The organism is Enterovibrio makurazakiensis (assembly GCF_050336585.1).
Taxonomy (GTDB): Bacteria; Pseudomonadota; Gammaproteobacteria; order Enterobacterales; family Vibrionaceae; genus Enterovibrio; species Enterovibrio gelatinilyticus.
Genome location: NZ_JAKJSE010000009.1, coordinates 135,772 through 160,886, shown reverse-complemented (window position 1 = coordinate 160,886; position 25,115 = coordinate 135,772). Strand labels below are relative to the sequence as shown.

Sequence of the window (25,115 nt, the reverse complement as noted above, 5' to 3'; positions counted from 1 at the left end):
CCCTTTTTAGTGGTGATCGACAGTTGGGTCGTCCAATAGCGTTGGCGTGTTCTCTACAACATCTGTCGCTGCTGCCTTTTGGAAGAGCTCTTTCGTATTGTCATCACCAAACACGCCGTTTTTGATCATTCCGTTTTCATCGACAATGTCTTGTAACGACACGTCCTGAAGAATGATCTCTTGGTTCCACGCATGGTCACCATCTGTGTCTACCCTGAACACCAATGAGCCGTCTTGCTCGAACATATCAACATCTGCTTCGCTAAGAAGGTTGTCTTCGTGGTCTGTCACTAAGTCAGATAGGTCAAGATGAGATTCACCCACCGTGAAGTCAGTTACCGTGTCAGACCAAGGTTGGTCATCAACGTTATCGCTGTTCCAGACAAGTTCACTGTTATCTAAGCCACTGATACTGTGCTCCTCGACCAAACCAGCAATATTTGTTTCTTCCTCTCCAGTTTGCTGGGTGGCAAACCAGACGTCCGCAGCTGCGCGCTCTTCACCGTCGGTAGTGGTGTAGGTGGATGTTTTACCTATGGTGTTATTGTTCTGTGTGTCGTCGGTGGTTTGAGCATCAAGACTAATCGAAGCGACTCCAGCCTCTTCCAAACTTAGAAGTTCTCCTTCGTCGGTTTTGCCATCCATGTTTGTATCAACCCAGACACCGAGTTCCGAGTAGATTGTGTCGTTTTGATCAATGATGCCGTCTGCATTGGTGTCATGCTGGGCTAATGCTTCGTAACCATCTGCTGCATTGGTTCCATCTTGGAGCTCGGTGTTCGACCCAAAGAGTTCCGAACCGTCGTTGATTTCACCGTCTTTATTGATGTCACGGACAAGTAAACCATCTCCTCCTGAGACCCACCCAGTGTTAACGGCCTGTCCATCTCCGTCATAGTCGAAGTTGACTGGATTTTCAGTTACATCAGAGGTCTCTATTCCGTCGCCGTCCAGATCAAGAACGATAGGGGTGATGCTGGGAGTGATTTCGATATTGTTTTTAGAGTTTCCGCTAGATTCGCCTTGGGCAGAGAGTGTGCCTGCTGAGGTGTAATAGTCCACGCCGCTTTCATGGAAGAAGCCATCACTATCGGCATAGACCACTTTTTCACTTCCATCAGGACCGTTGAGAGTGACCTTTTCATTGGGATGCCATCGGTTACCCATGACATGTTGGACTCCATCTGCGTCAATATGCCAATGCACAAAACCTGAATTAAGGCCACTTGTATCGATGTCATAAGATTCAACGATAACGACGGTGTCTTCAGCTTGACCGCTTTGAATGTTGGTTTCTGATGCAATGGGTTCCGCCCTGACGATGAGTGTCTCTGCACTTTCCGCTTTAGAGTCATTGATGGGCTGGGTTCTTACGTTAAGTTCAGTTTGAAATGCTGATAAGGTAAGTTCACTTCCGTTTTTGAAATTTGCCCACGTTGACCCCGTCCAATATTCATATTTGCCTAGATCTTCATTACTGACGTCGTAGCCAACTCCCAGAAGCAGTGAGACCTTGACCTTTGTGGGCTCAGTGACGGCGTCACTGAGACTTATTGTAAATGTTGCCCAAAATGACTCACCGACTTCGTTATCGGTGTTTGTGTTCACGACAGAAAGTGTGGGTTTGTTTGCGTCACCGGCAATGGTCACTGTCGCTGTGTCAGAGTCGCCATTATCACTTTGAACCTGATAGTCAAAGTCAATCTGTCCATAAAAGTTACTGTCTGGAACAAAGCTCATGCTGCCATCGCCAGCAATGACGACTGAGCCATTATCTACGGCAATATTTTGTGCATTGCCAGTGAGAGCAACCCCGTTGATCTGGGTGATTTCGCTACCCGTCGCAGTATCATTGCTTAACAAGTCTAGGGCTACATTCCCTCCATTACTCAACGTGTAACTGTCATCAACAGCGTCAATGAATTCTGGGGTGACCATGAGGTTGATGGTGGCGCTATCACCTGAATTGGTCGTATAGGTGATGGTAGGGACGACACCACTCCAGTCAGCCTCCGGGGTGAAGTTGTAGCCGCCATTGGTACCAAGCTCAAAGGTACCGACGCCAGAAATAGTGGCTGTTTGACCTGCGGTATAAACCGTTGGAGAGCCTGTCACTGAGAAGGTGGCAACACTGATATCGCCAGAGTCGTTGTCGAGAACGTTCCCACTAAGGGCGACATCTTCCTGAGTGGAGGCGGAATCGTTAACGGTTTTAATGACGGGTGAATCAAAAAAGATATCTGAAACAACTGCACCTGGCCCATCTAAATGGATTATCTGAAGGCTACTCACTGGTCCGGCAATGTTGATGAGTGCAGAAACATTGGGGTCTGTACCGTCATGATTCCCCCCCGCTCCCGGTCCGGTGACAGTGTCATTACCATTGACGCCATCGGAATCCGACACGGTTAATAGAGATCCAGCATTGAAGGTTACTTCGACTGGGTTTCCGTCAGCATCAAATGCCAATATCCGCACGGTATCATAGACATCAAGGTCGGATACTCTGAACTGAACATTGGTGACTTCAGAAGAGAAATTTACGGTTGAAGTGCTTCCTGTTGAAGTGTCTGGGTATCCTGTGCGAAGGGAGCTCGCGGTATTGATTGTTTCAGAGCCGCCATCAATTCCAGCGATAATAGGCGTGCTTTTTTGAAATGTTGCGGCGCCAGCAATATTCCCAGAAGGAGAAGTGCCAAAGCGTCCGTCATTGCTAAACGTGACATCAACAGTGCCGGTATTTATAGACTCAGACGTGTACCCAGCAAGACTGTCACCTCCGTCAATCGCGGTACCATCACCATCAGGGTCGGACAGTAGAGACCAACTAAATGCTTCTCGCCCCGCAATATTCATCACTGTTGTGTCAGTGATATTCCCATTATTACCAGCGCTATCCGAGACATTCATGGTGACGGTCAAGGTACCGTCGGCGAGGCTAGAGAGATCTTGGCCTGTTACGGAGACTGTGCCATCGCCAGCCACAGTAATGTCACCTGTATCGACAGTGATCGTGTCTGTACCGTCAGTGATAGTTATGGAATTGACTGTACTGCCGACCGCCACTTTCCCTGATAATGGCACATTGGTGGATTCGGAATCGCTGACTCGCTCGTTACCGCCATCTAAAAAGCTAATCGTGTTTTCGCCGTCGCCCGTTGCAGGGGCTGTCGTGTCAAGTACGCTCAGGTTTACTGTGGCGGTGTCGGTTCCCCCTTGTCCATCGCTGATGGTATAGGTGAAGCTTGCAGGGCCAGAGTAGTCGGCTGTTGGCGTGAAGGTAATGGTGCCATCGCCATTGAGAGTGACAGTGCCGTTTTCGGGGGCTTGAACTGAAACAACAGTAAGTGTATCGCCTTCGAGATCGGTATCATTCAGTAACAGATCGGACACATTAATCACTAGGGCAGTGTCTTCATCGGTGGTGATCGCTTCGGCTGCGGTGACGACCAAGTCATAGTCCGCGGCAACCGCGCCCACTAGCGTCACATTTACCCATTCATTTGCCGGAACCTGACTGCCGCTTGGGTAGGCAGTGCCGTTGGCGTAGAGGGTACCGGTACTGTAGGAGACAGAGTAAAAACCGGAAGAGATGACAACGTCAGTGGTGATGGAAAAGTCGCCGGTGCTTCCGTCAGGGTAGGCGACCACTTTGTTTCCATTTGCATCAACGCTGGCAATGTAAATACTGTAGTCGCCGCCGTTAGCACTGGAGTCGGTGCCAAGAAATGAAATGGTATAGGCGCCTTCATCGCCGACAGCCACAATATCGAAGTTCAGGTCATTTTTGTTTTCCTGCTGACCTGTAAATGTCAGTTGGTCACCATCTTTCGTGCCGTCTGCGTTGTATTTCTGAGTATGGACGTCATAGTCACCAGCATCGTTGATGCTACTCCAAACGATAACGTAATCACCATCATCGCCAACGCCTATAACTTTTGCAGGCCCGTGACCACCTGGTGCATCCAGTTTACTCACTGGTTGATCCTTGGAACCGTCGGCATCGAAATGTTGTATATAGGTTTGCCACTCGCCCCCTTCAATGCCACGCCAAACGACAACAAAATCCCCATCAGCGCCAACGTTTGTAATCGATGGCAAATCATTGCTGGTTGTGCCAGCTAAGCTCAACGTTTGGGTAGAATTAGTAATAGGTTGATTGGTTGTACCATCGACTAAGGTGAGTTTTACAACTCCGCCACTGGAACCGACAATCGCATACTTACCATCACCGATACTGACGACATTGGTTTCAAGGTCACCGATACCATCTGTACCGCCAATGTTGAGCGTTTGCTGACTACCGATTTTGTCACCGTCTGGCGACAGCATCACGGTATTGGTTGCGGTAGCTGTGGAACCCTGATTCCACGAAATGACATAATTACCATTGTCCAACACAGAAATTTCAGCTTTAGACTCAATGGGGTAGCCGTTTGAATTGGCTGATACGGAGCCGACTACTTGAGCACCACCTACTTTGTTACCAGAAACATCAAGCTCCTGCATATAAAGTGTGAAACTGTTTTGCCAGACCATGATGCTGGTATCGCCAGAGTGTTCAGAAGTGACTGTTCTTAGCTGAGATGAACCCAAATCCATCTCTGGACCCGTGGTGGCACCGCCATGATCATCAGGATTTGCATATACGACTTGCGCATATGAGTGGGTGTTGAGGGTGGCACTGTTGTTATAGCCAGTCCAAGTGACTAACAAGTCACCATCGTCGTTGAGTTGTGTTACCTGAGGCGATTCAATTTTATCTCTGGAACCCAGTGTGAGTTTATCGCCTTTTAATGATCCATCTGCGTTGAAACTCTGTAACACGACTTTGTTGTTGCCGTAATAATTGGTATCCCACGCCCTAAATACCACAGTGTAACTGCCATCAGCGTGGGTGGTTGTCATGTAAGCTGAATCATCAACTTTTCCTGTGCCATAACCTTCGATAATTTGGGTGTCGATTGCATTACCGGTATAGCCAGAAGCGATAGCTCCTGCATCTGTCATCGTTAATGTGTCATCAACAGCATCTGGACCATCATTAACGCTGTTAACCGTGATGTTCACACTGGCCGTATCGCTAGAACCATCACTATCTTTGACCTGATAATTAAAACTGACTGAACCAAAATAATTTGCGTCCGGTTTAAAGCTCATACTGCCGTCAGCATCTATCACAACGGTGCCGTTGCTCACGGCGATATTTTCAGCTCTACCAGTGAGTGCAATGCCGTTGATGTGTGTTATTTCAAGCCCATCATCAGGGGCTTGATCATTCCCCAGAAGGTTTAGAACAAGTGTATCGTCCTCGTTCATTGAATAAGTGTCATCTACCGCATCTACTGCATCATCAACGGCTGTGACGGTAATGCCAACAGTGGCGGTGTCACCGGAATTGGTCGTGTAGGTCACATCTGGAACGGTACCGTTCCAATCAGTTTCAGGTGTAAAGCTGTAGCTTCCGTTGGCATTTAATGCGAATGATCCCATGCCTGAAATAACGGCGGTTTGACCTGCGGTATAAACGGTTGAAGAACCTGTTACCAGAAAGCTGGTGACACTGGAGTTGCCAAGATCATTGGTGAGTACATTGCCATTTAGTGCAACGTCTTCTTGTGTAGACGAAGCGTCGTTGCTCGCTTGTGTCGCGAGGGCAGAATCAGTACCAGAACTTGAAACATTTCCAGCAGAGTCTGTTTGTGTAGCATTGACGGAAATACTGTCTCCAGCAGCGACCACCTCGTTCCAGGAAATGGTGCCATTGTTATAGCTATAATCGGCTGCGGATGAGCCATCTTCATGTTGCAAGGAACCGCTAACGAGTTTGAGGTTTTCGGTTCGAACGACGCCGTCATTATTGACAACGACCGTGACTAAACCGCCAGTCGAAAAATCCCCATGGTCAACGGAGACTGTCAGCTGAACATCATCACTCCCATGTTCTTGGCTATTGACTAAACCATCGTTGTTTGCGTCGTCAGTAATAGTAACTGTGGGTGTCGCGGATGACGTTGTATCAACCGTGATGTCAAAGCTTGAGCTAGATGCCGAGGTGTTACCCGCGGAGTCAGTCACAGTGGTGGTAATCGTGTAATCGCCTTCGTCAGGCAATTGCCCGCTGGTGGCCCCTAAATCTTCTGGCGAAACGGTAATAGAGACACTGTCGCCGCCTGTCCAGCCATTTGGGACGGTTGCGGTGACCGCGGTGGTGTCCCCGTCAGGTTGCGTGACGGTAAGAGTGATGGTGTCGCCGGGTTTTGTGCCTGTCGGTGGCGTCACTTGGACGTCGATGCCGTTAGAGACATCGTTCTCGCCGACGCCGCCGGAGGCTTCAGGGATCGCCACAAGTGGCAGTTCATCGGTGCCACCCACGCCCGTGCCTTCACCGGGGGCAGTGGTATCAACGGTGAAATCGGAATCTGTGCTAGATGCCGATGTATTTCCCGCCGAATCCGTGACGGTGGCAGTAATCGTGTAATCACCTTCGTCAGGCAATTGCCCGCTGGTGGCTCCTAAATCTTCTGGCGAAACGGTAACTGACACACTACTCCCGCCAGCCCAGCCATTCGGGACGGTGGCAATTACTTGAGTCATATCCCCATCGGGTTGTGTCACCGTGACAGTGATCGTATCGCCGGGTTTTGTGCCTGTGGGAGGGGTCACTTGGACGTCGATGCCATTAGAGACTTCGTTTTCGCCGACGCCGCCGGAGGCTTCGGGGATAGCCACAAGAGGCAGTTCATCGGTGCCGCCCACGCCCGTGCCTTCACCGGGGGCAGTGGTATCAATGGTGAAATCGGAATCTGTGCTTGATGCCGATGTATTTCCCGCAGAATCCGTGACGGTGGCGGAAATCGTGTAATCGCCTTCGTCAGGTAATTGACCGCTGCTGGCTCCTAAATCTTCTGGCGAAACGTTGACTGACACACTGTTGCCACTCGTCCATCCATTTGGAACCGTCGCAGTGACCGAGGTGATATTGCCATCGGGTTGCGTGACCGTGACAGTGACAGTGTCGCCGGGCTCGGTACCTGTGGGGGGCGTTATTTGTACTTCAACGCCGTCAGAGACTTCAGCCTCGCCGATACCGCCGGTGGATTCGGGGATCGCAACCAAAGGCAGTTCATCGGTACCGCCCACGCCCGTGCCTTCACCGGGTGCGGTTGTGTCAATGGTGAAGTCGGAATCGGTGCTAGACGCCGATGTATTTCCCGCCGAATCCGTGACGGTGGCGATAATGGTGTAGTCACCTTCATCGGGCAATTGTCCGCTGCTTGCCCCTAAGTCTTCTGGCGAAACAGTCACAGAGACACTGGTGCCGCCTGTCCAGCCATTTGGGACGGTCGCAGTGACCGCGGTGGTATCGCCATCGGGTTGCGTGACCGTGACCGTGATCTTATCGCCGGGTTCGGTCCCTGTGGGGGGCGTGACTTGTACTTCAATACCATCAGAGACCTCGTTCTCGCCGACGCCGCCGGAGGCTTCAGGGATCGCCACGAGTGGTAATTCATCGGTGCCGCCCACGCCCGTGCCTTCACCAGGGGCCGTGGTATCAATGCTGAAGTCAGCGTTGACGCTGGGTGCCGAGGTGTTTCCCGCCGAATCCGTGACGGTGGCGGTAATGGTGTAGTCACCCTCATCAGGCAAACGACGTCTGCCGCCGCCTAATGCCTCAGGAGAGACGATGATAGGCACACTGCTGCCACTTATCCAACCGTTCGGGACGGTAGCGGTGACTGTGGTGGTATCGCCATCGGGTTGTGTGACCGTGAGGGTGATGATGTCGCCGGGTTTTGTGCCTGTGGGCGGGGTTACCTGTACTTCAATTCCGTCTGAGACCTCTGTCTCGCCGACACCGCCGATGGCTTCAGGGATCGCTATGAGAGGTAGTTCATCAGTGCCGCCCGAGCCAGTGCCTTCACCGGGGGCGGTAGTATCAATAATTCCTGAAGCAGATGCCACAACACGGCTACCTTGAGAATCAACAAGGGATGCAGTAATTGAGAACTGTCCGTCAGTTAAACCTTGAGGAACATCTACAAAGAAACTACCACTAGCTTGAACGATTGCGGTGATAGTTTGGATATTTCCATCCGCGTCAGTAATAGTTATTTGGACACTGGAACCGGATGGTTGATTTGTTGTACCGGTTATTGTTGGCGTGCTGTCTTTTGTCAGCGCATCAACTGAAACATCTAGTTCTGGTTTAACGAAGAAGTTTGAAGTCTGTTGTTCTTGTGTGTTTGCTGCGGTCTCATCACCATCATAAGCCTTGGTATCATAACCAGCACTGGCAATGGTTTCGTTAGCATCCCGGCTAAGAGCATAAAAGCCATGCGTCCCCGTGCTCGTGACTGTCATCCCTGATGCTGTTGAATTCTCGTCAGTTTGAGTTGGGTCTTGTCCACTAATGATTGACTCGATAATTTGAGCGATATCCTGATCGCCGACATTGAGGGAATTAACTGAGCTAAGTACGTCGCTTAAAGTATGTATATCGCTATTGCTATAGATGAATGGTCTTCCGTTGTCATCCTGAAAAGCAATGATAGTGTCACTTTCTACGTTAAGTATTTGACCCTTATTGAGGTGTTTACCGACTTCAACTTTTGTTGATAGTTGATTGAGAGAAGCTGCGCCACTGACAAATAGGACATTTGCACCAAATGGAAGTTTGACTTCGCTCATACTCGTATTTCTCCAAACCAAGCACAAAAATAAGAATAAATATTAAAAGTTGTAAAAATGTTAATTATTAGAATCATTAGTAAGAGTAGTGCATGCATTGACATACGAACAAGAACAGTGGAAGCAATTCATAAAGCGAGAGTTCAACTTAAGATCTTGTAGAGCGGTGTGAGCAGAGGAGAAAAGTGAGAGGGTGTTGTTAGTCAAGAAAGATGAAAGCTTTTACTGATGATTTTTTAAAGTAACATCATGAAATATTAAGAAGTTAATGGTGACGTCAAAGGGGAAGCGCTAAGAGTCTTTGTGTTGACCAGAGCCATCATGGTCGAAGTGAATTTACGTGCCGATAAATAAGTATCACGTCAATGTTATTAAACATTGACGCTAAGGCGTCAGTTTCAACTTGCTGTGCCAAGGGTTGTGAGCTATTTAGCAATATACTCACTACGTTGGAAGGGTTGCCACGTATCAAGCGATTGTTTTTCTGGGGTGAATACCTCTACGGTCAGCGGATAGCACTGCGCGTCATCACTGGAATGGGTGCTGCTGCAATCTCCCCCTGGACATGCTGAAAGTGCTCCAAGCAAATCGGTTTCGGCAAAGAACTCAATATAATCTCCTTTGCGCGCTGGGCTGGCTTTCATAAAATATTGGTGCGAATCCTTGGTAAAACCCGTACACATAAACACATTTAATACATCATGAATGTGTGTTTCTGCGTCTTTTTGGCTGATGCCTCGTTTATCCGCCAGTGCACGGGTGAGGTTAGAGTGGCAGCAATGATGGTAGTTTTCTCCATGGAGCCGATTGTGCGTGTAGGGGTCGCAACGCGTTCCAATCACATCATGTATGCCCGCGCCATCATCATCCCATCCATACCAACTCAATGAATCATCCGTAATCGTTGCTATTGGACGTAAATAAGGCATGTTGCTCCACAATCTGTCACCGGTGGTTAGATGGGTGGCATGCAGTTGTCGGGTTTTTCCACTGAAAAAGTGTTCACTGAGATCATCTCGTTGCCAGAGATTCAAATCCCCAACTTGTGAGCCGTGCTGGCAGGATATACGGAAAAAACACCCCTCGGGAACGACAAAGCAGCGTGCCTCTCTTGGTGGGATCTCTAGTAAAACAGTGCGAGTGGCTGAAACTCTTGCTGTGTGATAAAAATTGACATCAAAGGGAGGCAGAGAACTTGTGGCGTAACAGATAACGGGTTTAGCAGCGCGGCGTTCGTGTGCATCCGTTGGTGAAACATTCGCAGTACCATCACTTTCTCTGTTTTTCGTCATGTTGTTTCCTCTATGTCATCACTATGAAGTAAGTATATCCGGCCTCTTCAATTGTGAGGTTTCATAAGCGAGTCATAGGGCCCATATCCAATCAACGTGAAGCTGTCGGATACAGAAATGAACGCTCCAAAATACCCAGACTATTTCTATTGGTCGTGGAGTTTGGGTTGCATGGTGTTTACCATGAGACCCAAGATTTGGTGTGTGTACTAGAAGGCATTGGAAATTCATCCAACGATCTTCAATTTTAGATTCTTACTGGTAAAAGGGGTTTTTTGAGTGAGAAAAACAGACAAGAAAATAGATAACTTGCTTAGGGAAGTACTGACGGAGGTATGTGACATTGCTCAGCAACAACATGAAGGCTTTGAATGGCTTACGCATTTTGCTAACTATGATAGTTTTCCCAATTCTCTCAATATAGTGGTCGTTTTTGATTCCAATACGCATTTAGCCAATGCAGACACCGATGTGCTGCTAGCGTTTATCAAAGAAAAGCTCAACGTTATAGATATCAAATTGAAAGACTTCACGCGACATGTCACCTTCGACACAGAGGAGAGGTGCAACGTTGAAAACAACGGTAAATGGAACGACCGCTTTCAGAAGCGCGGCTTGAATTAATGCCTGATTCAGGCTTTTTTACCAAATGTTAGAAGATACTTTTTGCCAGATGCCATGACAGTGCGACGCTAAGAAATTAAGGTGACCACGTTCATGCTGGTCATTTTGCTCCTTGAGGCCTAACATGCAGATAGCATTTTTGATTGGTTTATCAAAAGCGTTCTGAACACAGCCCGAGTTATCCCATCGTGTTGGATTTCTTAGGTCATTGTCATTGTTGATAGGGAGAAGAACTTTGGCGATCTTGGCGTGTTTGTTCTTGGGCAATAAACAGAAAATGGTGCGGGTATGGTGATAGACAATCTTTATATCTATCTTGGTACAGTCTGCCTTATCGGGGTAGTTGTTATCTGGTGGGCGGCTACTGCGCTACTAAAATCAAAATCAAACCGTGAAAAAAGGCTCCGGCGTCTTAAGAACTTTAATAGCGTCCAGACTACCTCTCCGAAAGTACCGGGAAAGCCTGAAGAAATTGATGCAGCGGTAGAGAAAATTGAGAATCGTTTTTCCATTATCAGCAAGATAGCCTTTTTCTTCATCTTTGTTGTGTTTGGTATTGCGTTATCGTTTCCTTTTCTAAACTCGATACCTGCTGCTTTGGTTTCTATTGTTGTTGCTGTTTCTACCACGGTTCTGGGGTTTGCAGCGAAGCCTGTTATTGAAAATATTATTGCTGGTGTCGTTCTATCTCTTTCTAAGGCAATCCGGGTAGGGGATACCGTCGTGGTTGACAATCAATATGGTACAGTTGAGGACATTAGTTTAAATCACACAATCATTAAGCTTTGGAACTGGAAGCGCCTGATCATTCCCAGCAACAAAATGCTGTCTCTTGAGTTGGAAAGTTTCACTTACAACGATCCCTATATCTGGGTTCACGTAGAGTTTTATACTTCTTACGAAAATGATTTAGAGCAAGTACGACAGATGGCGATTGAGGCAGTGGAAGACAGTCAGCATTTTATTTCTCAGGATGCGMCTGCATTCTGGGTCATGGACCTCGAGAAAGATGCTTATCAATGCTGGGTGGCGGGTTGGACCAATTCAGCTTCAAGAGCTTGGAATCTCGCCAGTGATATTCGCACGGGAATCGCAATACGCTTTCAGGCCGCGGGAATTAAGGCACACAATTTTCAGGTTAAGATGGCGCCACATGAGGGGCATGCCGAGCATGAATCCAAGATCCACGCGCTAAACGGTTCTTGATGTTTCCTCAGACGGTTTAGGTGTTGTCTTTCATTGATTGAATGACAAACAAACGCCATGGATATAACACGTAATTGTAATGTAACTCTTTAATATGGAAGCCTACATTCCCTTGCGAGCATTCTATAAATTTACGGTCGGCTATTGCCGATCGCTTATGTCATCTATCTAAAGCGATTTACACTTTGGTGCCGGCTTGCTCACTCTTGTGCTTTCCGTTGGCTTTGGTGATTGAGACGCCGGTGCATCATCAACTCCTCGTTAGAGAGTGTCGAGCCTTGGACCGAATGTTCGCTTTCAACCCCTACTGATCGGCCCTAAAAATCTCATTTTGATTTCCGCATGAATATGTTCTTGTGATTTGAGTCACAAAAATTTACCATCTCGCCCCCATATAAATGCAGACCCCAAATCAAATGAATGTTTCACAGTCTATGTTAGCGGTAATCACAAACGACTACGTCTTAGCCTGCAGTATGCTCGCTGGCTTTGTTGCTATCACTTACCTAACGTTAAGCTACGCGCGTGTTAGCTATATGCCAAAAACCCCGCAATGGGTGATGTCTTTAATCATCTTTGTGGCAGTTTCTGGCATTTCGGCTCCCCTTTATGTGGAATTGCACGTCAAAGAGCAAAGCGCAATCGATACTCAGCAAGGACCAATCGACAACTACTGATTTTTGCCACACTGTTATTTACCGTTGCCGATGAGATTAGCGGACAAACTTATCGGCTATAGCCAGTCAATTCAGCAACTTCTCGTAAGATGACTCTTCCTCTTCCTCTTCCTCTTCCTCTTTCTGTAGTTATTCACTTTCTGATGCCGTTCTGTATGGGGTGCTGGTTTTTGCTTTTCCTAGTGGAATAAAACCCGAAACAGATCTCGGGCTTCATTTTTTGCCTTATATAAAATAATGCTCTCTATTTTCTTTAGAGCGAAACATTATACCCAAACAACCTGACGGCCTCTAAAATCGAGATCTTCAGGTCGATTGGGTATGACACATATGATGCATGATAATTAATATGGCATGATCATGTGATGTGCTTATTTAATAAGGTTTTCATGAGTGGTTAATGCTTCCCCTGTGTGATGTATTTAGTATGTCTTTGGGCTGTTTGGGGCAGAAATTTTCATTAGCGTACTCGAGTCGCTATGAGAGAAAGGCTTATCATAAATATTGAGGCTTGTAGTTTGTGTGTATCGAAGAATATCTTTCTCGGAAAAGTCTAACACCATTGTAAAATCAGATGTTGTTGCATTCTCAAACATATACTGGCTTTGCGCCATTCCCTCTTTGGCTGTGGAAAACTGAATATTATTCCCAGCATCTCCTTGAGTCACAATGCACACTGCGCGTGGTACACAAAATGAGTTGTAAACGACCTGATTCACTTTGTCATAAATCAAGTAGCCACGCTGGTCATGGAACTTGGCATTATCTTCTTTTTTGAATACCTCTTGCTCGTAGTACAGCGAGACTAGGTACTGGTCGCTCGCATTTGTTGCATCTGCAGCAGCGGTAAATGTGATGGTTTCATAGAAAGGCTTCACCGACGGGCCACCTTTACCTTGCTTGGTGCCTTCTTGCCCTGGGGCGACATCAACGCCACCTGAGTCGACACTCTTCCATGTTCCAACCAAACCAGCCAAAGGCCCAAAATCTAATCCGTTGATAATGGTCGACTCTTCAGCCACAGAGAGTGATGGAAGAGCCATTAAAGCAGCAGACAGACAAATTTTCTTGATCATGTTTTTTCCTTTTTAGTGTATTTATGTGCTTGGTGAAAAGGAAATGTTGATTGGTGTTTTTATTTCGATGCGTAATATAATTTCTGAAATTAAGTTTGTTTGCGTGAAGTGAGTTTGGCGCAATGGAAACTAAATGTAATTTATTGTTTTGTTATCGCAATGCGGGTCACTCTGTTTGCTTTATATGTACTTTACGAATAATGCATTTATTTAACGTGATTTATTTGCAGCCTGCTGTTCTTCTTTTTAATTCCATAACCATACCCTGGCCATATCTCGTACCTGCTCGAGATAGTCAAACAAGTAAGCGTTCAATAACTCTCTACGGTATGACCCATTGAGGCATTCCATAAAACCATTTTGTTTCGTGCTCCTTTGAGAGCATCTAATGACATCGAACATGGCTTTGATGATGGGAGTGTTGTGGGGGAGGGTATTACTGAGTCGGAGTTTTCGCTTGGGCGCTGTGTTCATCCGCAGGCCTGTTTATTGGCCTGCGGACGGACTGATAGTCTGTTTGCTCAATTGACTCATCTACGATATTTGCCAGAGCAAAAAGCGTTGTCCTGACTACACGTATTTTAATTCAATCTCTTTGCGCAGTTTATAAGCGGCGGTCGTCATATCGATATCCACATCATCCCATTTCACTGGCTGGCCTTCCTGAACTGTATTCTTCAGGATGACATTATGCGCAAGACCCAACGGCAAATATCGGTTTTCAACGGAGATGGACGCTGGGCGTAGTCCTCCCGAAACGGTGTAACCGCCTTCACCATCGAGTGTTTCGCCTGCCGTGAGGTTTCTTTTTGCAATAGCGACAACGTCTGCTCTAAATGATGTGGCAAAGCCAGTCGCCTCTCTACGTAGCCCAACAGATGCGACCGAGATGGCAAGTTCAAGCCCGATCAAATGCCAGCGTTTATGGTTCACCATGTACCTGCCGGATGGATCGGTGACCACTTTATATTCTTCAAAACAGTTCTTGTGGTAATCCGTGTCTGCTTCGATACAAACCCAAACACCTTTTCGAATGTCATTTGGGATTTGTTTCCCGTCTAATGTTAGACAAGACACAACTTCCACCATTCCTGCGCGTTCGAGAACGCCGCCTAGCTCTTTAGGGCGCATGAGGGTAGGGATATCATCGACGGAGCCAGGGGGGAAGAGCAGTCCGTTCGTCGGAACATCCAGTCCTGTGCCATTTGCAATGGCTGCCGATTCAATAGCAGGCTTTGAACCATCCAGAAATGCATTGAACATTTTTGGGTTCAAACGACCGCGTTTTGCCTGTTCTGCGGTCAACCCCCAATGGTCCCAAACCGTGTCGGGCGTAGAATGGCGATAATGAGGTAACCATTTATGACCACGTCCTGCCGCAACCACCTTAAATCCGCTGGCGCGGGCCCAGTCTACCAACTCACACGCTAATGCGGGTTGATCACCATAAGCCATACTGTAGATAACGCCTGCTTCCTTGGCTTTTAATGCCAGCCCATAACCACAAAAGGCATCAGCTTCAACCGTTACATTGATGACATGTTTATTTTGACGAAAAGCGCCAAGACAGTGCTCGACAGCGGCCATTGGATTGCCTGTCGCTTCAATGATTATTTCAATCTCAGGCTGCTCGATCAGGCTACGCCAATCATCGGTGACATGCGTCGACCTTTTGTTGACGGCCTCGTCTAAAGTCGCTGCAGCATAGGATTCTTTCGGCCAGCCAACGAGTTCGAGATTTGATTGAACAGCGCTTGGTGATAAGTCTGCAATACCAACAACGTGAATACCAGGCAAGCGAGCGACTTGCGATAAAAACATGGTCCCGAATTTACCGCCCCCGATCAGTCCGACCTTAATGGGAGTGCCTTCTTGTTCACGCTGCTTGAGTTTGGCGAAAAGGTTCATCTTAGTTTCCTAGAAAATTATATGTTGAGGACGGCATCAGGAATCAGCTGATGTATGACGAAGGAAATCAAAATCACAACCATCCGGGGCTTGTAAAACCGTTTTGCTATATAGCGCCCGGTAGCCGCGTTCAGGCATCTTCAGGGGTTCTTTGTTTTTCAAACGCATCTCTATTGTCTTGTCATCGACCAATAGCTCTATTCGCTTTTTGCTCACGGAAAATTGAATGCGATCGCCGTTTTCAACAGCCGCTAATGGGCCGCCAATACCGGCTTCAGGTGAGATATGAAGAAGAATGGTGCCGAATGCGGTTCCTGACATGCGCGCATCGGACAGGCGCACCATGTCTTTCACGCCTTGTTGAGCAAGCTTCTTTGGAATGGGGAGATATCCGGCTTCGGGCATGCCAGCAGCGACAGGGCCTGCGTTTTTCAACACCAGAATATCGTTGGCTTCTACATCAAGATCAGGGTCATCGATGCGGTTTGCTAGGTCTTCTAAATTTTCAAACACCACGGCTCTACCTTCAACTTCAAACAGTTCAGGCGTGGCTGCAGCACGTTTGAATATCGCGCCGTCTGGGGCGATGTTACCTTTCACCGAAATCAATCCGCCCACGTTGGAGACCGGATCATCGAGTGACTTGATATAGGTTCGATCAACCCAATCCATCGGCTCTTCAAGGATCTCTCCTAGGGTTTGCCCGAGAACGTTAATGGTATCAAGGTGAAGCAGGTGCTTAATCTCGTGTAACACGGCGCGAAGGCCACCCGCAGCATAGAAATCTTCCATGTAACCTTCACCAACGGGTTTTAAATTCACCAGAACTGGGGTTTCATCAGAAATTTCATTGAGTCGCTCATCAGAGATTTTGATACCCAATCGACCTGCGACAGCCGTTAAATGAACGATCGCATTGGTCGAGCCGCTGATGGCCATGAGGACGCGAAAGGCGTTCTCAACCGATTTTTCAGTAATGATTTCACTAGGAAGAATCGGGTTATCAATAAGTTGGACGATGGCGTGACCGCTTGCTTCAGCGGCGACCAAACGTTCTGAATGCACCGATGGAATCGCCGCAGTATCGGGTAGAGACATCCCAAGCGTTTCTGCTATACAGGCCATTGTACTGGCGGTACCCATGACTCCACAGGTGCCAGAGGTCGTTGATAATTTGCCTTCAATTTCAGTGATCTCGGCCGTATCAATCTCGTTAGCTCGGTATTTCCCCCAAAAGCGACGGCAATCTGTACAGGCCCCTAAACGTTCCCCTCGATGGCGACCCGTAGACATTGGCCCCGTCACGAGTTGAATCGTTGGAATATCAGCGGAAGCTGCCCCCATTAATTGGGCGGGTACGGTTTTGTCACATCCGCCAATCATCACAACAGCGTCCATAGGCTGAGCACGCACCATTTCTTCTGTATCCATTGCCATCAGGTTGCGATAAACCATGCTGGTGGGGCTGAGAAAAACTTCACCGAGTGAGATGGTAGGGAATGGGCGAGGAAGGGCACCTGCCGCGAGAATGCCTCTTGATACGGCATCTACGAGTTCAGGCATGCCTCTATGGCAGCTATTAAAACCCGAAGGTGTCATTGCGATGCCGACAATGGGCTTATCCAGCATTTCTTTCGAAATACCCATTGAACGCGCAAAAGACTTACGCAAATAGGTCGCGAACTCTTTGTCACCGTAGTTGGTTAGGTTTCGTTTTAATCCACGTTCTTTTGTCATTTAGAATCTCCTTCCGTATTGTCGGAGCGAAATTTGACATTGAGCAGGTCTTCGAAGACGCGGATCATTGCGCCTTTATCTTTTGCGCCATGTCCGTTAAGTAATGCCATTTGATACGTTGCTGTTGCAGCCGATAAGACAGGTGTTGGTATTTGATGTTGTGCCGATACTTCAGCCCCACTGATCAAGTCTTTATAGGCATGCTCTAAGGGGTATCCTTTATCAAAGATCCCTTTTAAAACATTGGGAATGAAGAATTCTGATGCATAGCTTCGTCCGGTTCCGCTATTCACAACATCCCCGACTTTGGTTGGGTCAAGCCCAAGCTTGACCGCCAGCGGCAGGATCTCGGCCAAAGCTGCGGCGTTGATATCAAAGAGCAACTGATTAATCAGTTTGGTGAGTTGCCCACTACCAATCGGGCCCATATACAGGATTTTTGATGCCATGCTGGAAAAAAGCGGGTTGAGATCCTCAACCAAGCTTTGGTCGCCGCCACACATGACGGTTAGGGTGCCATCTTCAGCGCGTGCTCTCATACCGGATACGGGCGCATCCACAAACTTCACATCAAGTGAAGCAAGCTTCTCTGAAATAGAAATCGTCGTGCTGTATTCGACGGTGCTGGTATCAACAACAATCGTTCCCGGACGTAAAACGTCAGCCAATCCATCTGCGCCAAAAAGAACCTGTTCGACGACGTTCGCGCTAGGTAAACACAAGAAAATAACGTCTGCTTCTGCGACGTCCTGCAAATTTTCCGTAGTGACCACCCCAGATACTGCGAGAGACTGACGAACGGATTTATTTCGACAGTATGCAATTACCTCAACGCTTGAAGCCAGATTGACAGCCATAGGGCCACCCATTTGACCAACGCCCACAAAACCAGCTTTCATCAATACACCTCTGTTCTTGTCATTGTTATCTATGACTTGATCATAATGGGTAAGGAATGACTCCCGAAGCGTTCAATAACGATGCCCCCGTTACCGAAATACGTTGCCGCTATTGTTAGCGCAAGATCTCGATGTGAGTGCAAGATCTTGATGTTACTGCCAGGTCTTGGTGTAAGCGCTAGATTTTGGGTGCGACAAAACCATGGCATACAAACGATGTTCGCTGTGGCGAACATCGTTTGTATAAGTCCATTGCAGGGTTAGAAAAGCGCGCCTGAGAGCCGGGAAACCGGCATAGTGAGAAGAAATAAAATCGGATGCGTTTCGAAGGCGAAGGTTTGCCTGCCAGCGCATCTGGCGTCTACCTCAGCCGACTACTTGAACCTTACATGGGAAAGAGGTATCTCAGTCCCGAGAGGCTCAAAAAACGATCAACAGAGAGTTTCCGTGGCCTCTTCGTTCGCGATGTTTTCGGCTGGCGCAAGAGGCGTTAACCCTCTAATCATATCGGAAGCCTTTTCTGCGATCATGAGTGTCGCCGCGTTGGTATTTGCCGAAGGCATCGATGGCATAATGGAGGCGTCAACGACGCGCAACCCATCAAGCCCATGGACGCGCAGTTGAGCGTCGACGACGGCTTCGGGATCCGAATCCGGCCCCATGCGTGCTGTGCCAATGAGGTGATAGACCGTGGTACCGTTTTTGCGTGCAAAATCTAGGAGTTCCTCGTCTGTCTGCACATCATCACCCGGCGCAGTCTCATGGTCAAAGTAGGGCGCAAGAGCAGAAGTACGCATTAGTCGTCGTGCGAGGCGCATTCCTGCAAGCAACACTTGCTGATCTTTCTCGTTAGCCAAATAATTGGGCTGTACAATGGGGGTATCGAATGGGTTCGAAGAACGGGCACGAACGAAACCTGTGCTTTCTGGTCGCTCTTGCCACACTCCCGTTGTCATCCCTGGCTTTTTATCGAGCAAACCCACCACACCCTCACGGAAACTTGCTGGCGAGAACACAAACTGCAAGTCGGGTTTGTCCATTGTCTCATCCGACTTCCAGAAAGCATGGGCAAGAGAAGGGCTGACCGCCAATAGGCTGGGTTTACGGAGCAACCAGCGGCCAATTTCCAGCAGCAGTCGTGGGCCTTGTGCCATACTGTTTATCGTGCGGATACCTTTTACACGTGACACCATGCGTACCCCATAATGATCACGTAAATTATTGCCGACACCCGGTAAATCATGGACCACAGGAACACCGAGTTCAGCCAGTAGTTTAGCGTCGCCGACCCCCGATATTTGTAACAATTTCGCGGTATTGATGGTTCCTGCAGAAACGATAACCTCGCGACGAGCCATGACGTTGTGCGCCTTCCCGGAGGGGCCTCCTTTCATGTAGCTTACGCCCACCGCACGCTTACTTTCGAAAAGAATCGCTGTCGCTTGGGCGTTGGTGCGTACATCTACGCTAGGCCGTTTTTTAGCTGTTCCCAGAAAGGCACGAGCCGATGAAATACGAAAGCCTTTGTTGATACAGCGTTGGTAATATCCGACACCGTCTTGCCGTGCGCCGTTATAGTCTGGATTTTCGGGGATCCCAAGTTCTTGCGCGCCTTTTACGAACGCTTCAGAAACGGGATGATGCCAATCAAGGTCGGTGATTGATAGCTCACCGTCAAGCCCTCGGTATCGTTTGTCTGCCTTACCTATTTTGTGCTCTGAACGGCGAAAGTAGGGAAGTACTTCGTTGTAGGACCAACCCGGATTTCCAAGCGCTGCCCAATGGTCGAAGTCTGCACGTTGTCCTCGGTTGTGATTCAGGCCGTTAATGGAACTTGAACCTCCAAGCACTCGCCCCTGAGGCAGAGAAAATCGACGCCCCGCCGTGCCTGCACTGGCCTCCGCCTCAAAACCCCAAGTCAGTGTTTTCGAATAGACATTCTTTATATAGCCAGCAGGGATGTGGATTAATGGATTGATATCACTAGGTCCGGCCTCAAGGAGACAAACGCTAGCGCCATTCTCGCTAAGGCGATTGGTGAGCAGCGCTCCAGCTGTTCCACCGCCAATGATGACGTAATCAAAAATTTCTTTAACGAGGGGCATATGAGATCTACCTAACTGTGTGAGTAATTGGAAAGGGTCTACGTCGAACGTATTTGATTTTTAATTAAGAATTGCAAACTTTTCTTCCCTTCACCACTTCCCAATAAAGAGGTTGGACATATCGGATCGCGAACGCAGCATGATCGAGTGGGACGGTCGCCCTTACTCACTCTGTGCTATTGGTCTACAACACAGAGTGAATAAGGGCGTAATGAAACGATAAGGTTGCCTCTAAATGTGTTTGGGTAGGCGTTCTACGAGGATTCTGGAGCCAGACATTCAATCAGTGTCCGGGCTACCACCGGCAATGATTTATAGTCTCTGAAACCCAGTATCAGTGAACGTTTTGCCCAGGGTTCGTCGAGCTTAACGGCAGTGAAGGTTCCCATTTCGAGGAAAGGAATAACAGCGCCTTCAGGCAGCACGGCCAATCCCAAGCCAGCCTCGACCATACGTCGAATGCCATCAAAACTCAGTACTCTTACACGAAGCCGGAGTGGCTCCTCTAGCGAGGAGGCTTCGTGTAAGAGTTGGTTTTGCAGTGAACTGCCATCTTGCAGACCGACTTGATTATAGGCTGCGATGTCAGTCAGCTTTAACTTCTCATGCCCTTCCAAGGGGTGTCCTGAGGGCAGGATGACCATGAGAGTGTCATGACGGTACACACGAGTTTCCAGATCTCCACTATCCGTATGACCGGAAAATATCCCTAAGTCAGTAAGGCCCTCGCGAACACCATCAATGATGATCTGGCTTGTTTCCTCCCGTAACTCTATGCCAACCTCAGGGAAGCGCTCCACATAACGTGATATATCTTCTGGTAGAAACTGCGTGATACTCGACGTATTGGCCCACAATCGCACCTGTCCGCGCATGCCGTGTGTAAATTCGCTCAGTTCGGCGTCCATGTCCTCCATAAGCAGCAGAACACGTTTTGCATGCCGCAGCATTGCCTTGCCAGCCTGTGTGGGTTCTACACCACCGCGCAACCGATAGAGCAAATTAACGCCAACGCGTGCTTCAAGGTCCGAAATCCGCTTGCTGATCGCTGACGCCGCGATGTGATTAATCCGCGACGCCTCCGCGATATTCCCTTGTTCAGCCACACACACAAACAAACGCAAAGTGGTAATGTCGAAGTTCGCTGTCGAGGATCTCGTACCGACTATTGTCACGTTAAGTCTCCGGTCTAAAGGTGTCGATTCCTTATTCATAATAGCAACATACCTCAAACGAGAATTAAGATATCACTAGCTCTTTGCATTAGTCCTGCAGAACTCTAGGCAACCAGAGCGCAATGTCCGGATAGGCAATCACGAGCGCCAGACCGATAAGCTGCAACATCACAAACGGAATGATCCCGCGATACACTTCGCTGATCTTGACCGCGGGTGGTGCCACTGCTTTCAGGTAGAAGAGTGCAAAGCCGAAGGGTGGAGTTAAAAATGAGGTTTGAAGATTCATCGCCAGCAAGATCGCAAACCAATAGGTGACTTCGATTTGCGGCATGTGATCGCCGAAATCAAGTTGTGCAATGATCGGTGCAAAGACCGGCAGCACAATCAGAGTGATTTCGAGCCAATCGAAGAAGAATCCGAGTATGAATACGAGCCCCATAATCAGGAACAGGAATCCCCAAGGGCCAAGACCAAGCGAATGCACCAGTTCAATGACAATATCATCACCACCGAGCGCTCGGAACACATAGCTGAAAAGCGTTGCCCCAATAAAAATGCCGAAGATCATGGCATTTGTTAGCATCGCACGTTCTACAACCTCAGTGAGGATGCTACCAAAATGACGCAGCTCTTTGACAAAGCCACCGCCAACGGCGTGATCACCCATGCCATCGTCAGCATTCGGATTAAGGCCTGCGACTTCGGCGACACCCATTGAGGGCAAAAGAACAAGGTTGATAAAACCGAGCAGGATAGCACCCATGGCACCCACACCGGCCGCTTCTGTCGGCGTCGCAAAGCCACCAAGGATCGAACCGAGCACCATAGAGATGAGAAGAATGGGAGGCACGAAGCTACGGAACACCATGACTAAGACCGCGGCCAGGCTCTGTGGCCCAATATCAGCATCCAGCGTAGGGGCTAACTTGGGATTTAACGTGCAGCGGATGACGATATAAGCGATATAGAGTCCAGCCAATAATAGGCCTGGGAATACTGCCGCCATAAAGAGATCACCGACCGAACGCGAGAGCAGGTCGGCCATGATCACCAACATGATGGATGGTGGGATTAAAATCCCGAGCGTGCCTGAGGCGGCAATGGTGCCCGTCGCTAACTCATGATTGTATTTGCGCTCTATCATCACTGGTAGTGCGAGCAGCGTCATCATAATCACCGATGCGCCAATAATACCTGTGGTTGCAGCCAGTATTGTCCCCATCAGTGTCACGCCAAGCGCAAGCCCTCCGGGTACACGGCGTAGTAGCACCTGAAGACAATTTAAAAGATCACGGGCTACGCCAGATTTTTCGAGCATTGTCCCCATGAAAATGAACATCGGAATTGCTGTGAGTATTGCATTTTCGAAAATGCTGCCAAAGATCCGTGAGGGCAGTACTTTGAATTGAATGGGCAAAAACTCGCCGAACCCGATGCCAATTATGGCAAACCCAAGACCGACACCGGCAAGGACAAAAGTGACCGGTAAACCGGTGAATAGTAGTAAACCAAGCACGGCGAACATTAACAGCGGAAGCGCTTCAATCAGCGTCATAATTCTTCTCCATTTGCTGCTTCCATCGAGAGGTCGCCGCGGAGTGCTGCGATGATCTTAATGAGCTTAGAAAGGCCTGCAAAAAAGATGAGTACAAAAAGAACGACGAGTCCGCCTTTCAGAATCCAGAGGTCTGAAAGCCCATTTTGTGACTTGGAAATTTCGCCGGAAAGATACGATTTGACCGTGTAAGGCCAGGCGAGCCAGATGCCCAATAGCGAGTATGGAATGACCGCTGTCAAAAGACCGATGAGTTCGATCCAGAGCTTGGTTTTTAGCGAGAAACTGGGCCGAAAAAGATCAACGCGAACATGAGCATTCTTGAGATAAGCGTAACCAATCGAAAAAACAATGAGAAAACTGTGCAGCCAGTATTCTGACTCTTGGATCATAGTGGAATTTATTCCGGCGGGTTTAGGAACACCGAAGTAGCGTGTGACCACATCATAACAAACAGCGACAATCAACATGACGCCCAGCCAACCGCCAAACATCGCGAGAAACCTCATGACTCGGTCAATTGTTTCAGAAAAACCAATAAAAAATTGCAAGATACCCCTCCAGGCTTTTTCACCAAAGCGTTTATTTCATAAGCACTTACTACAGCTTAGAAACTAAAGGCCGACTACGCGGCGGCCTGATCTTGTTTTTCTAAGATGTGACTAGAGGTACCCGAGGTTCTTCCAGACTGCATATTGCTCTCGGAATTGTTCGAGGTTATTCCAGACGCTCTCGAACTCAGGGTTGGCGGCTTTTTCTTCAGCAAGAACGGTAATCCAACCGCCTCTAAGCGCGTCGAGCATCTCGTCATTCCAACGGTGCGTTATTACGCCTTTTTCCTTCATTTCAGCCAGCGCGGGAGCCTGAATCGCTTCACCTTCCGCATATTGAGTGGCAATGTTAGATCGACAAGTGGTTTCGATTATCGCCTGCTGTCGTTCGGTCATACCGTCCCACTTCTTTTTGTTAACCAGCAGTTCTTGAATCGTGGATTGCTGATGCCAGCCAGGGAAGTAGTTATGTTTGGCCGCATTGTAGAAACCGAGCTTGAGATCAATTGCGGGCATGGAGAATTCGGTCGCATCAATGGTACCGCGCTCCAATGCGGGGAAAATATCACCGCCGGCTAACAATTGCGTATCGACTCCGAGTTTCTGCATGACCTTAGCGCCAATGCCGTAGAAGCGCATTTTCAAGCCCTTAAGATCTGCTGGGCTGTTGATTTCCTTTTTGAACCAGCCTGACGTTTCTGGAGAGTGGATACCACAGGTAATACTCTGGATACCGTGTCTATTGTAGATTTCGTTCTTAAGCTTATCGCCGTCGCCATACCACATCCATGCAAGGTACTCGCCCGCTTGAGGGCCGAAGGGAACAGTGGCAAAAATATTCAACGCAGAATTCTTCGAACCCCAATAACCGGAGGTAGACCAACCTGCATCAACAGAGCCATTTGAAACAGCGTCGAAAATTTCTAGCGCTGGAACAAGGGCACCCGGTTCAAAGAACTTTATCTTTACTTCGCCGCCAGATATTAGGTTGACGGTATCTGCTACACGCACACCCGCTGTACCAAGCTGGGTCAGCGATCCTGGGTAAACCGATGGCATGTTTAACTTCACGGGATCAGCGGATGCTAGTGGGGCAAAGAGTGCCGATACAATTGAAGAAACTGTTGCTAATTTTTTAATACTCTTCATGAAAATGTCCCTATTGACTTTTAAGAAGTTCTTTAGATGAAACTGCATCATCTACATTAAGTTATACGCCAATTCGCAGCACTTCCGAACAAGCCATCCGGAATGGCGGGCATCGTATTTCGTGATGGTTGGTAAATTTGAGAAACAGAAGGTGGGTGATATACCGATTTCGATAAATGAATAGCGGTATGAGTGGAGAGCGAGTATCGGCAGTTTGAGGGGAAAGAAAGAGATAAGTCGATAATAATCAGCGTCTTAGATTAGTCCGTTTGGACAAGAGAGGGGGAGTGCGCATCTGAGCACAGAGATTAGCTGGATTAACCACAAGGCTTTTGTTGTGTGCACCGTTACTGTATGAAACTTTAGCTTTGTGAACCTTTGCTTTTTAAAACTTTGCTATTTAGAACTTAGTTATATGAACTTTACCCTTTGAAATATTGTTTTCTGAAACATCACTCTCTGAAAAC

At 48.2% G+C, this 25,115-nt stretch carries 14 protein-coding genes and 1 pseudogene; 3 read left to right on the top strand and 12 right to left on the bottom strand.

The genetic code is table 11. The features are described 5' to 3' along the window. Window positions 1-6: 6 nt before the first annotated feature. Entirely contained in the window at window positions 7-8,691 is an 8,685-nt protein-coding gene (locus tag L4D06_RS07910; protein ID WP_429738659.1) for an Ig-like domain-containing protein, read from the bottom strand. 425 nt (window positions 8,692-9,116) lie between these two features. Beyond that, window positions 9,117-9,983 (bottom strand): urea carboxylase-associated family protein, encoded by an 867-nt coding sequence (locus L4D06_RS07905; protein ID WP_274162714.1) that lies wholly within the window; start codon window positions 9,981-9,983, stop codon window positions 9,117-9,119. Between the two features lie 279 nt (window positions 9,984-10,262). Here L4D06_RS07905 and L4D06_RS07900 point away from each other — a divergent pair, with 279 nt between their 5' ends. From L4D06_RS07900 to L4D06_RS07890, 3 genes are all read left to right on the top strand, one after another. Further along, a complete protein-coding gene (locus L4D06_RS07900) occupies window positions 10,263-10,607 on the top strand; it encodes a hypothetical protein (protein WP_429738657.1) in 345 nt (114 codons plus the stop codon). A gap of 288 nt (window positions 10,608-10,895) precedes the next feature. After that, the gene (locus L4D06_RS07895) at window positions 10,896-11,813 is read left to right on the top strand and encodes a mechanosensitive ion channel family protein (protein WP_429738655.1); all 918 of its coding nucleotides are present in this window, start codon (window positions 10,896-10,898) and stop codon (window positions 11,811-11,813) included. Between the two features lie 434 nt (window positions 11,814-12,247). Next, window positions 12,248-12,490, top strand: a complete 243-nt coding sequence (locus L4D06_RS07890; protein ID WP_429738653.1) for a hypothetical protein — start codon at window positions 12,248-12,250, stop codon at window positions 12,488-12,490. A gap of 422 nt (window positions 12,491-12,912) precedes the next feature. Here L4D06_RS07890 and L4D06_RS07885 read toward each other — a convergent pair whose 3' ends face one another. The 10 genes and pseudogenes from L4D06_RS07885 to L4D06_RS07840 all read right to left on the bottom strand — a co-directional run bounded on the left by L4D06_RS07885 (window position 12,913) and on the right by L4D06_RS07840 (window position 24,648). Continuing rightward, a complete protein-coding gene (locus tag L4D06_RS07885; RefSeq protein WP_429738725.1) occupies window positions 12,913-13,563 on the bottom strand; it encodes a heme-binding beta-barrel domain-containing protein in 651 nt (216 codons plus the stop codon). A 255-nt stretch (window positions 13,564-13,818) separates the two neighbouring features. Beyond that, window positions 13,819-13,932, bottom strand: a pseudogene (locus L4D06_RS07880) (integrase core domain-containing protein); the annotation flags it as partial. 204 nt (window positions 13,933-14,136) lie between these two features. Next, window positions 14,137-15,474 (bottom strand): NAD(P)H-dependent oxidoreductase, encoded by a 1,338-nt coding sequence (locus L4D06_RS07875; protein WP_429738651.1) that lies wholly within the window; start codon window positions 15,472-15,474, stop codon window positions 14,137-14,139. 36 nt (window positions 15,475-15,510) lie between these two features. Next, window positions 15,511-17,211, bottom strand: a complete 1,701-nt coding sequence (locus tag L4D06_RS07870) for a dihydroxy-acid dehydratase (protein WP_429738649.1) — start codon at window positions 17,209-17,211, stop codon at window positions 15,511-15,513. Continuing rightward, window positions 17,208-18,110, bottom strand: a complete 903-nt coding sequence (locus tag L4D06_RS07865; RefSeq protein ID WP_394211212.1) for an NAD(P)-dependent oxidoreductase — start codon at window positions 18,108-18,110, stop codon at window positions 17,208-17,210. Before L4D06_RS07865 ends, L4D06_RS07870 begins: the two co-directional genes overlap by 4 nt. Window positions 18,111-18,541: 431 nt before the next feature. Beyond that, on the bottom strand, window positions 18,542-20,215 hold the full coding sequence (locus L4D06_RS07860; protein ID WP_429738647.1) for a GMC family oxidoreductase: 1,674 nt from the start codon (window positions 20,213-20,215) through the stop codon (window positions 18,542-18,544). A 254-nt stretch (window positions 20,216-20,469) separates the two neighbouring features. After that, window positions 20,470-21,390: a LysR family transcriptional regulator gene (locus L4D06_RS07855; RefSeq protein ID WP_274162706.1), complete on the bottom strand. Its 921-nt coding sequence runs from the start codon at window positions 21,388-21,390 to the stop codon at window positions 20,470-20,472. An 88-nt stretch (window positions 21,391-21,478) separates the two neighbouring features. After that, on the bottom strand, window positions 21,479-22,948 hold the full coding sequence (locus L4D06_RS07850) for a TRAP transporter large permease (protein WP_429738645.1): 1,470 nt from the start codon (window positions 22,946-22,948) through the stop codon (window positions 21,479-21,481). After that, complete coding sequence (locus L4D06_RS07845; protein WP_429738643.1) at window positions 22,945-23,499, bottom strand: TRAP transporter small permease subunit; 555 nt, start codon at window positions 23,497-23,499, stop codon at window positions 22,945-22,947. The genes L4D06_RS07850 and L4D06_RS07845 overlap by 4 nt, the downstream gene beginning before the upstream one ends. 111 nt (window positions 23,500-23,610) lie before the next feature. Beyond that, window positions 23,611-24,648 (bottom strand): TRAP transporter substrate-binding protein, encoded by a 1,038-nt coding sequence (locus tag L4D06_RS07840; protein ID WP_274162703.1) that lies wholly within the window; start codon window positions 24,646-24,648, stop codon window positions 23,611-23,613. Between the last annotated feature and the right edge of the window lie 467 nt (window positions 24,649-25,115).

Bases quoted from the DNA above. Each gene is read 5' to 3' on its own strand.
- L4D06_RS07910 (WP_429738659.1), bottom strand. From the start codon at position 8,691: ATGAGCGAAGTCAAACTTCCATTTGGTGCAAATGTCCTATTTGTCAGT.
- L4D06_RS07860 (WP_429738647.1), bottom strand. From the start codon at position 20,215: ATGCCCCTCGTTAAAGAAATTTTTGATTACGTCATCATTGGCGGTGGA.
- L4D06_RS07865 (WP_394211212.1), bottom strand. From the start codon at position 18,110: ATGAAAGCTGGTTTTGTGGGCGTTGGTCAAATGGGTGGCCCTATGGCT.
- L4D06_RS07875 (WP_429738651.1), bottom strand. From the start codon at position 15,474: ATGAACCTTTTCGCCAAACTCAAGCAGCGTGAACAAGAAGGCACTCCC.
- L4D06_RS07850 (WP_429738645.1), bottom strand. From the start codon at position 22,948: ATGACGCTGATTGAAGCGCTTCCGCTGTTAATGTTCGCCGTGCTTGGT.
- L4D06_RS07870 (WP_429738649.1), bottom strand. From the start codon at position 17,211: ATGACAAAAGAACGTGGATTAAAACGAAACCTAACCAACTACGGTGAC.
- L4D06_RS07905 (WP_274162714.1), bottom strand. From the start codon at position 9,983: ATGACGAAAAACAGAGAAAGTGATGGTACTGCGAATGTTTCACCAACG.
- L4D06_RS07840 (WP_274162703.1), bottom strand. From the start codon at position 24,648: ATGAAGAGTATTAAAAAATTAGCAACAGTTTCTTCAATTGTATCGGCA.
- L4D06_RS07890 (WP_429738653.1), top strand. From the start codon at position 12,248: ATGTTAGCGGTAATCACAAACGACTACGTCTTAGCCTGCAGTATGCTC.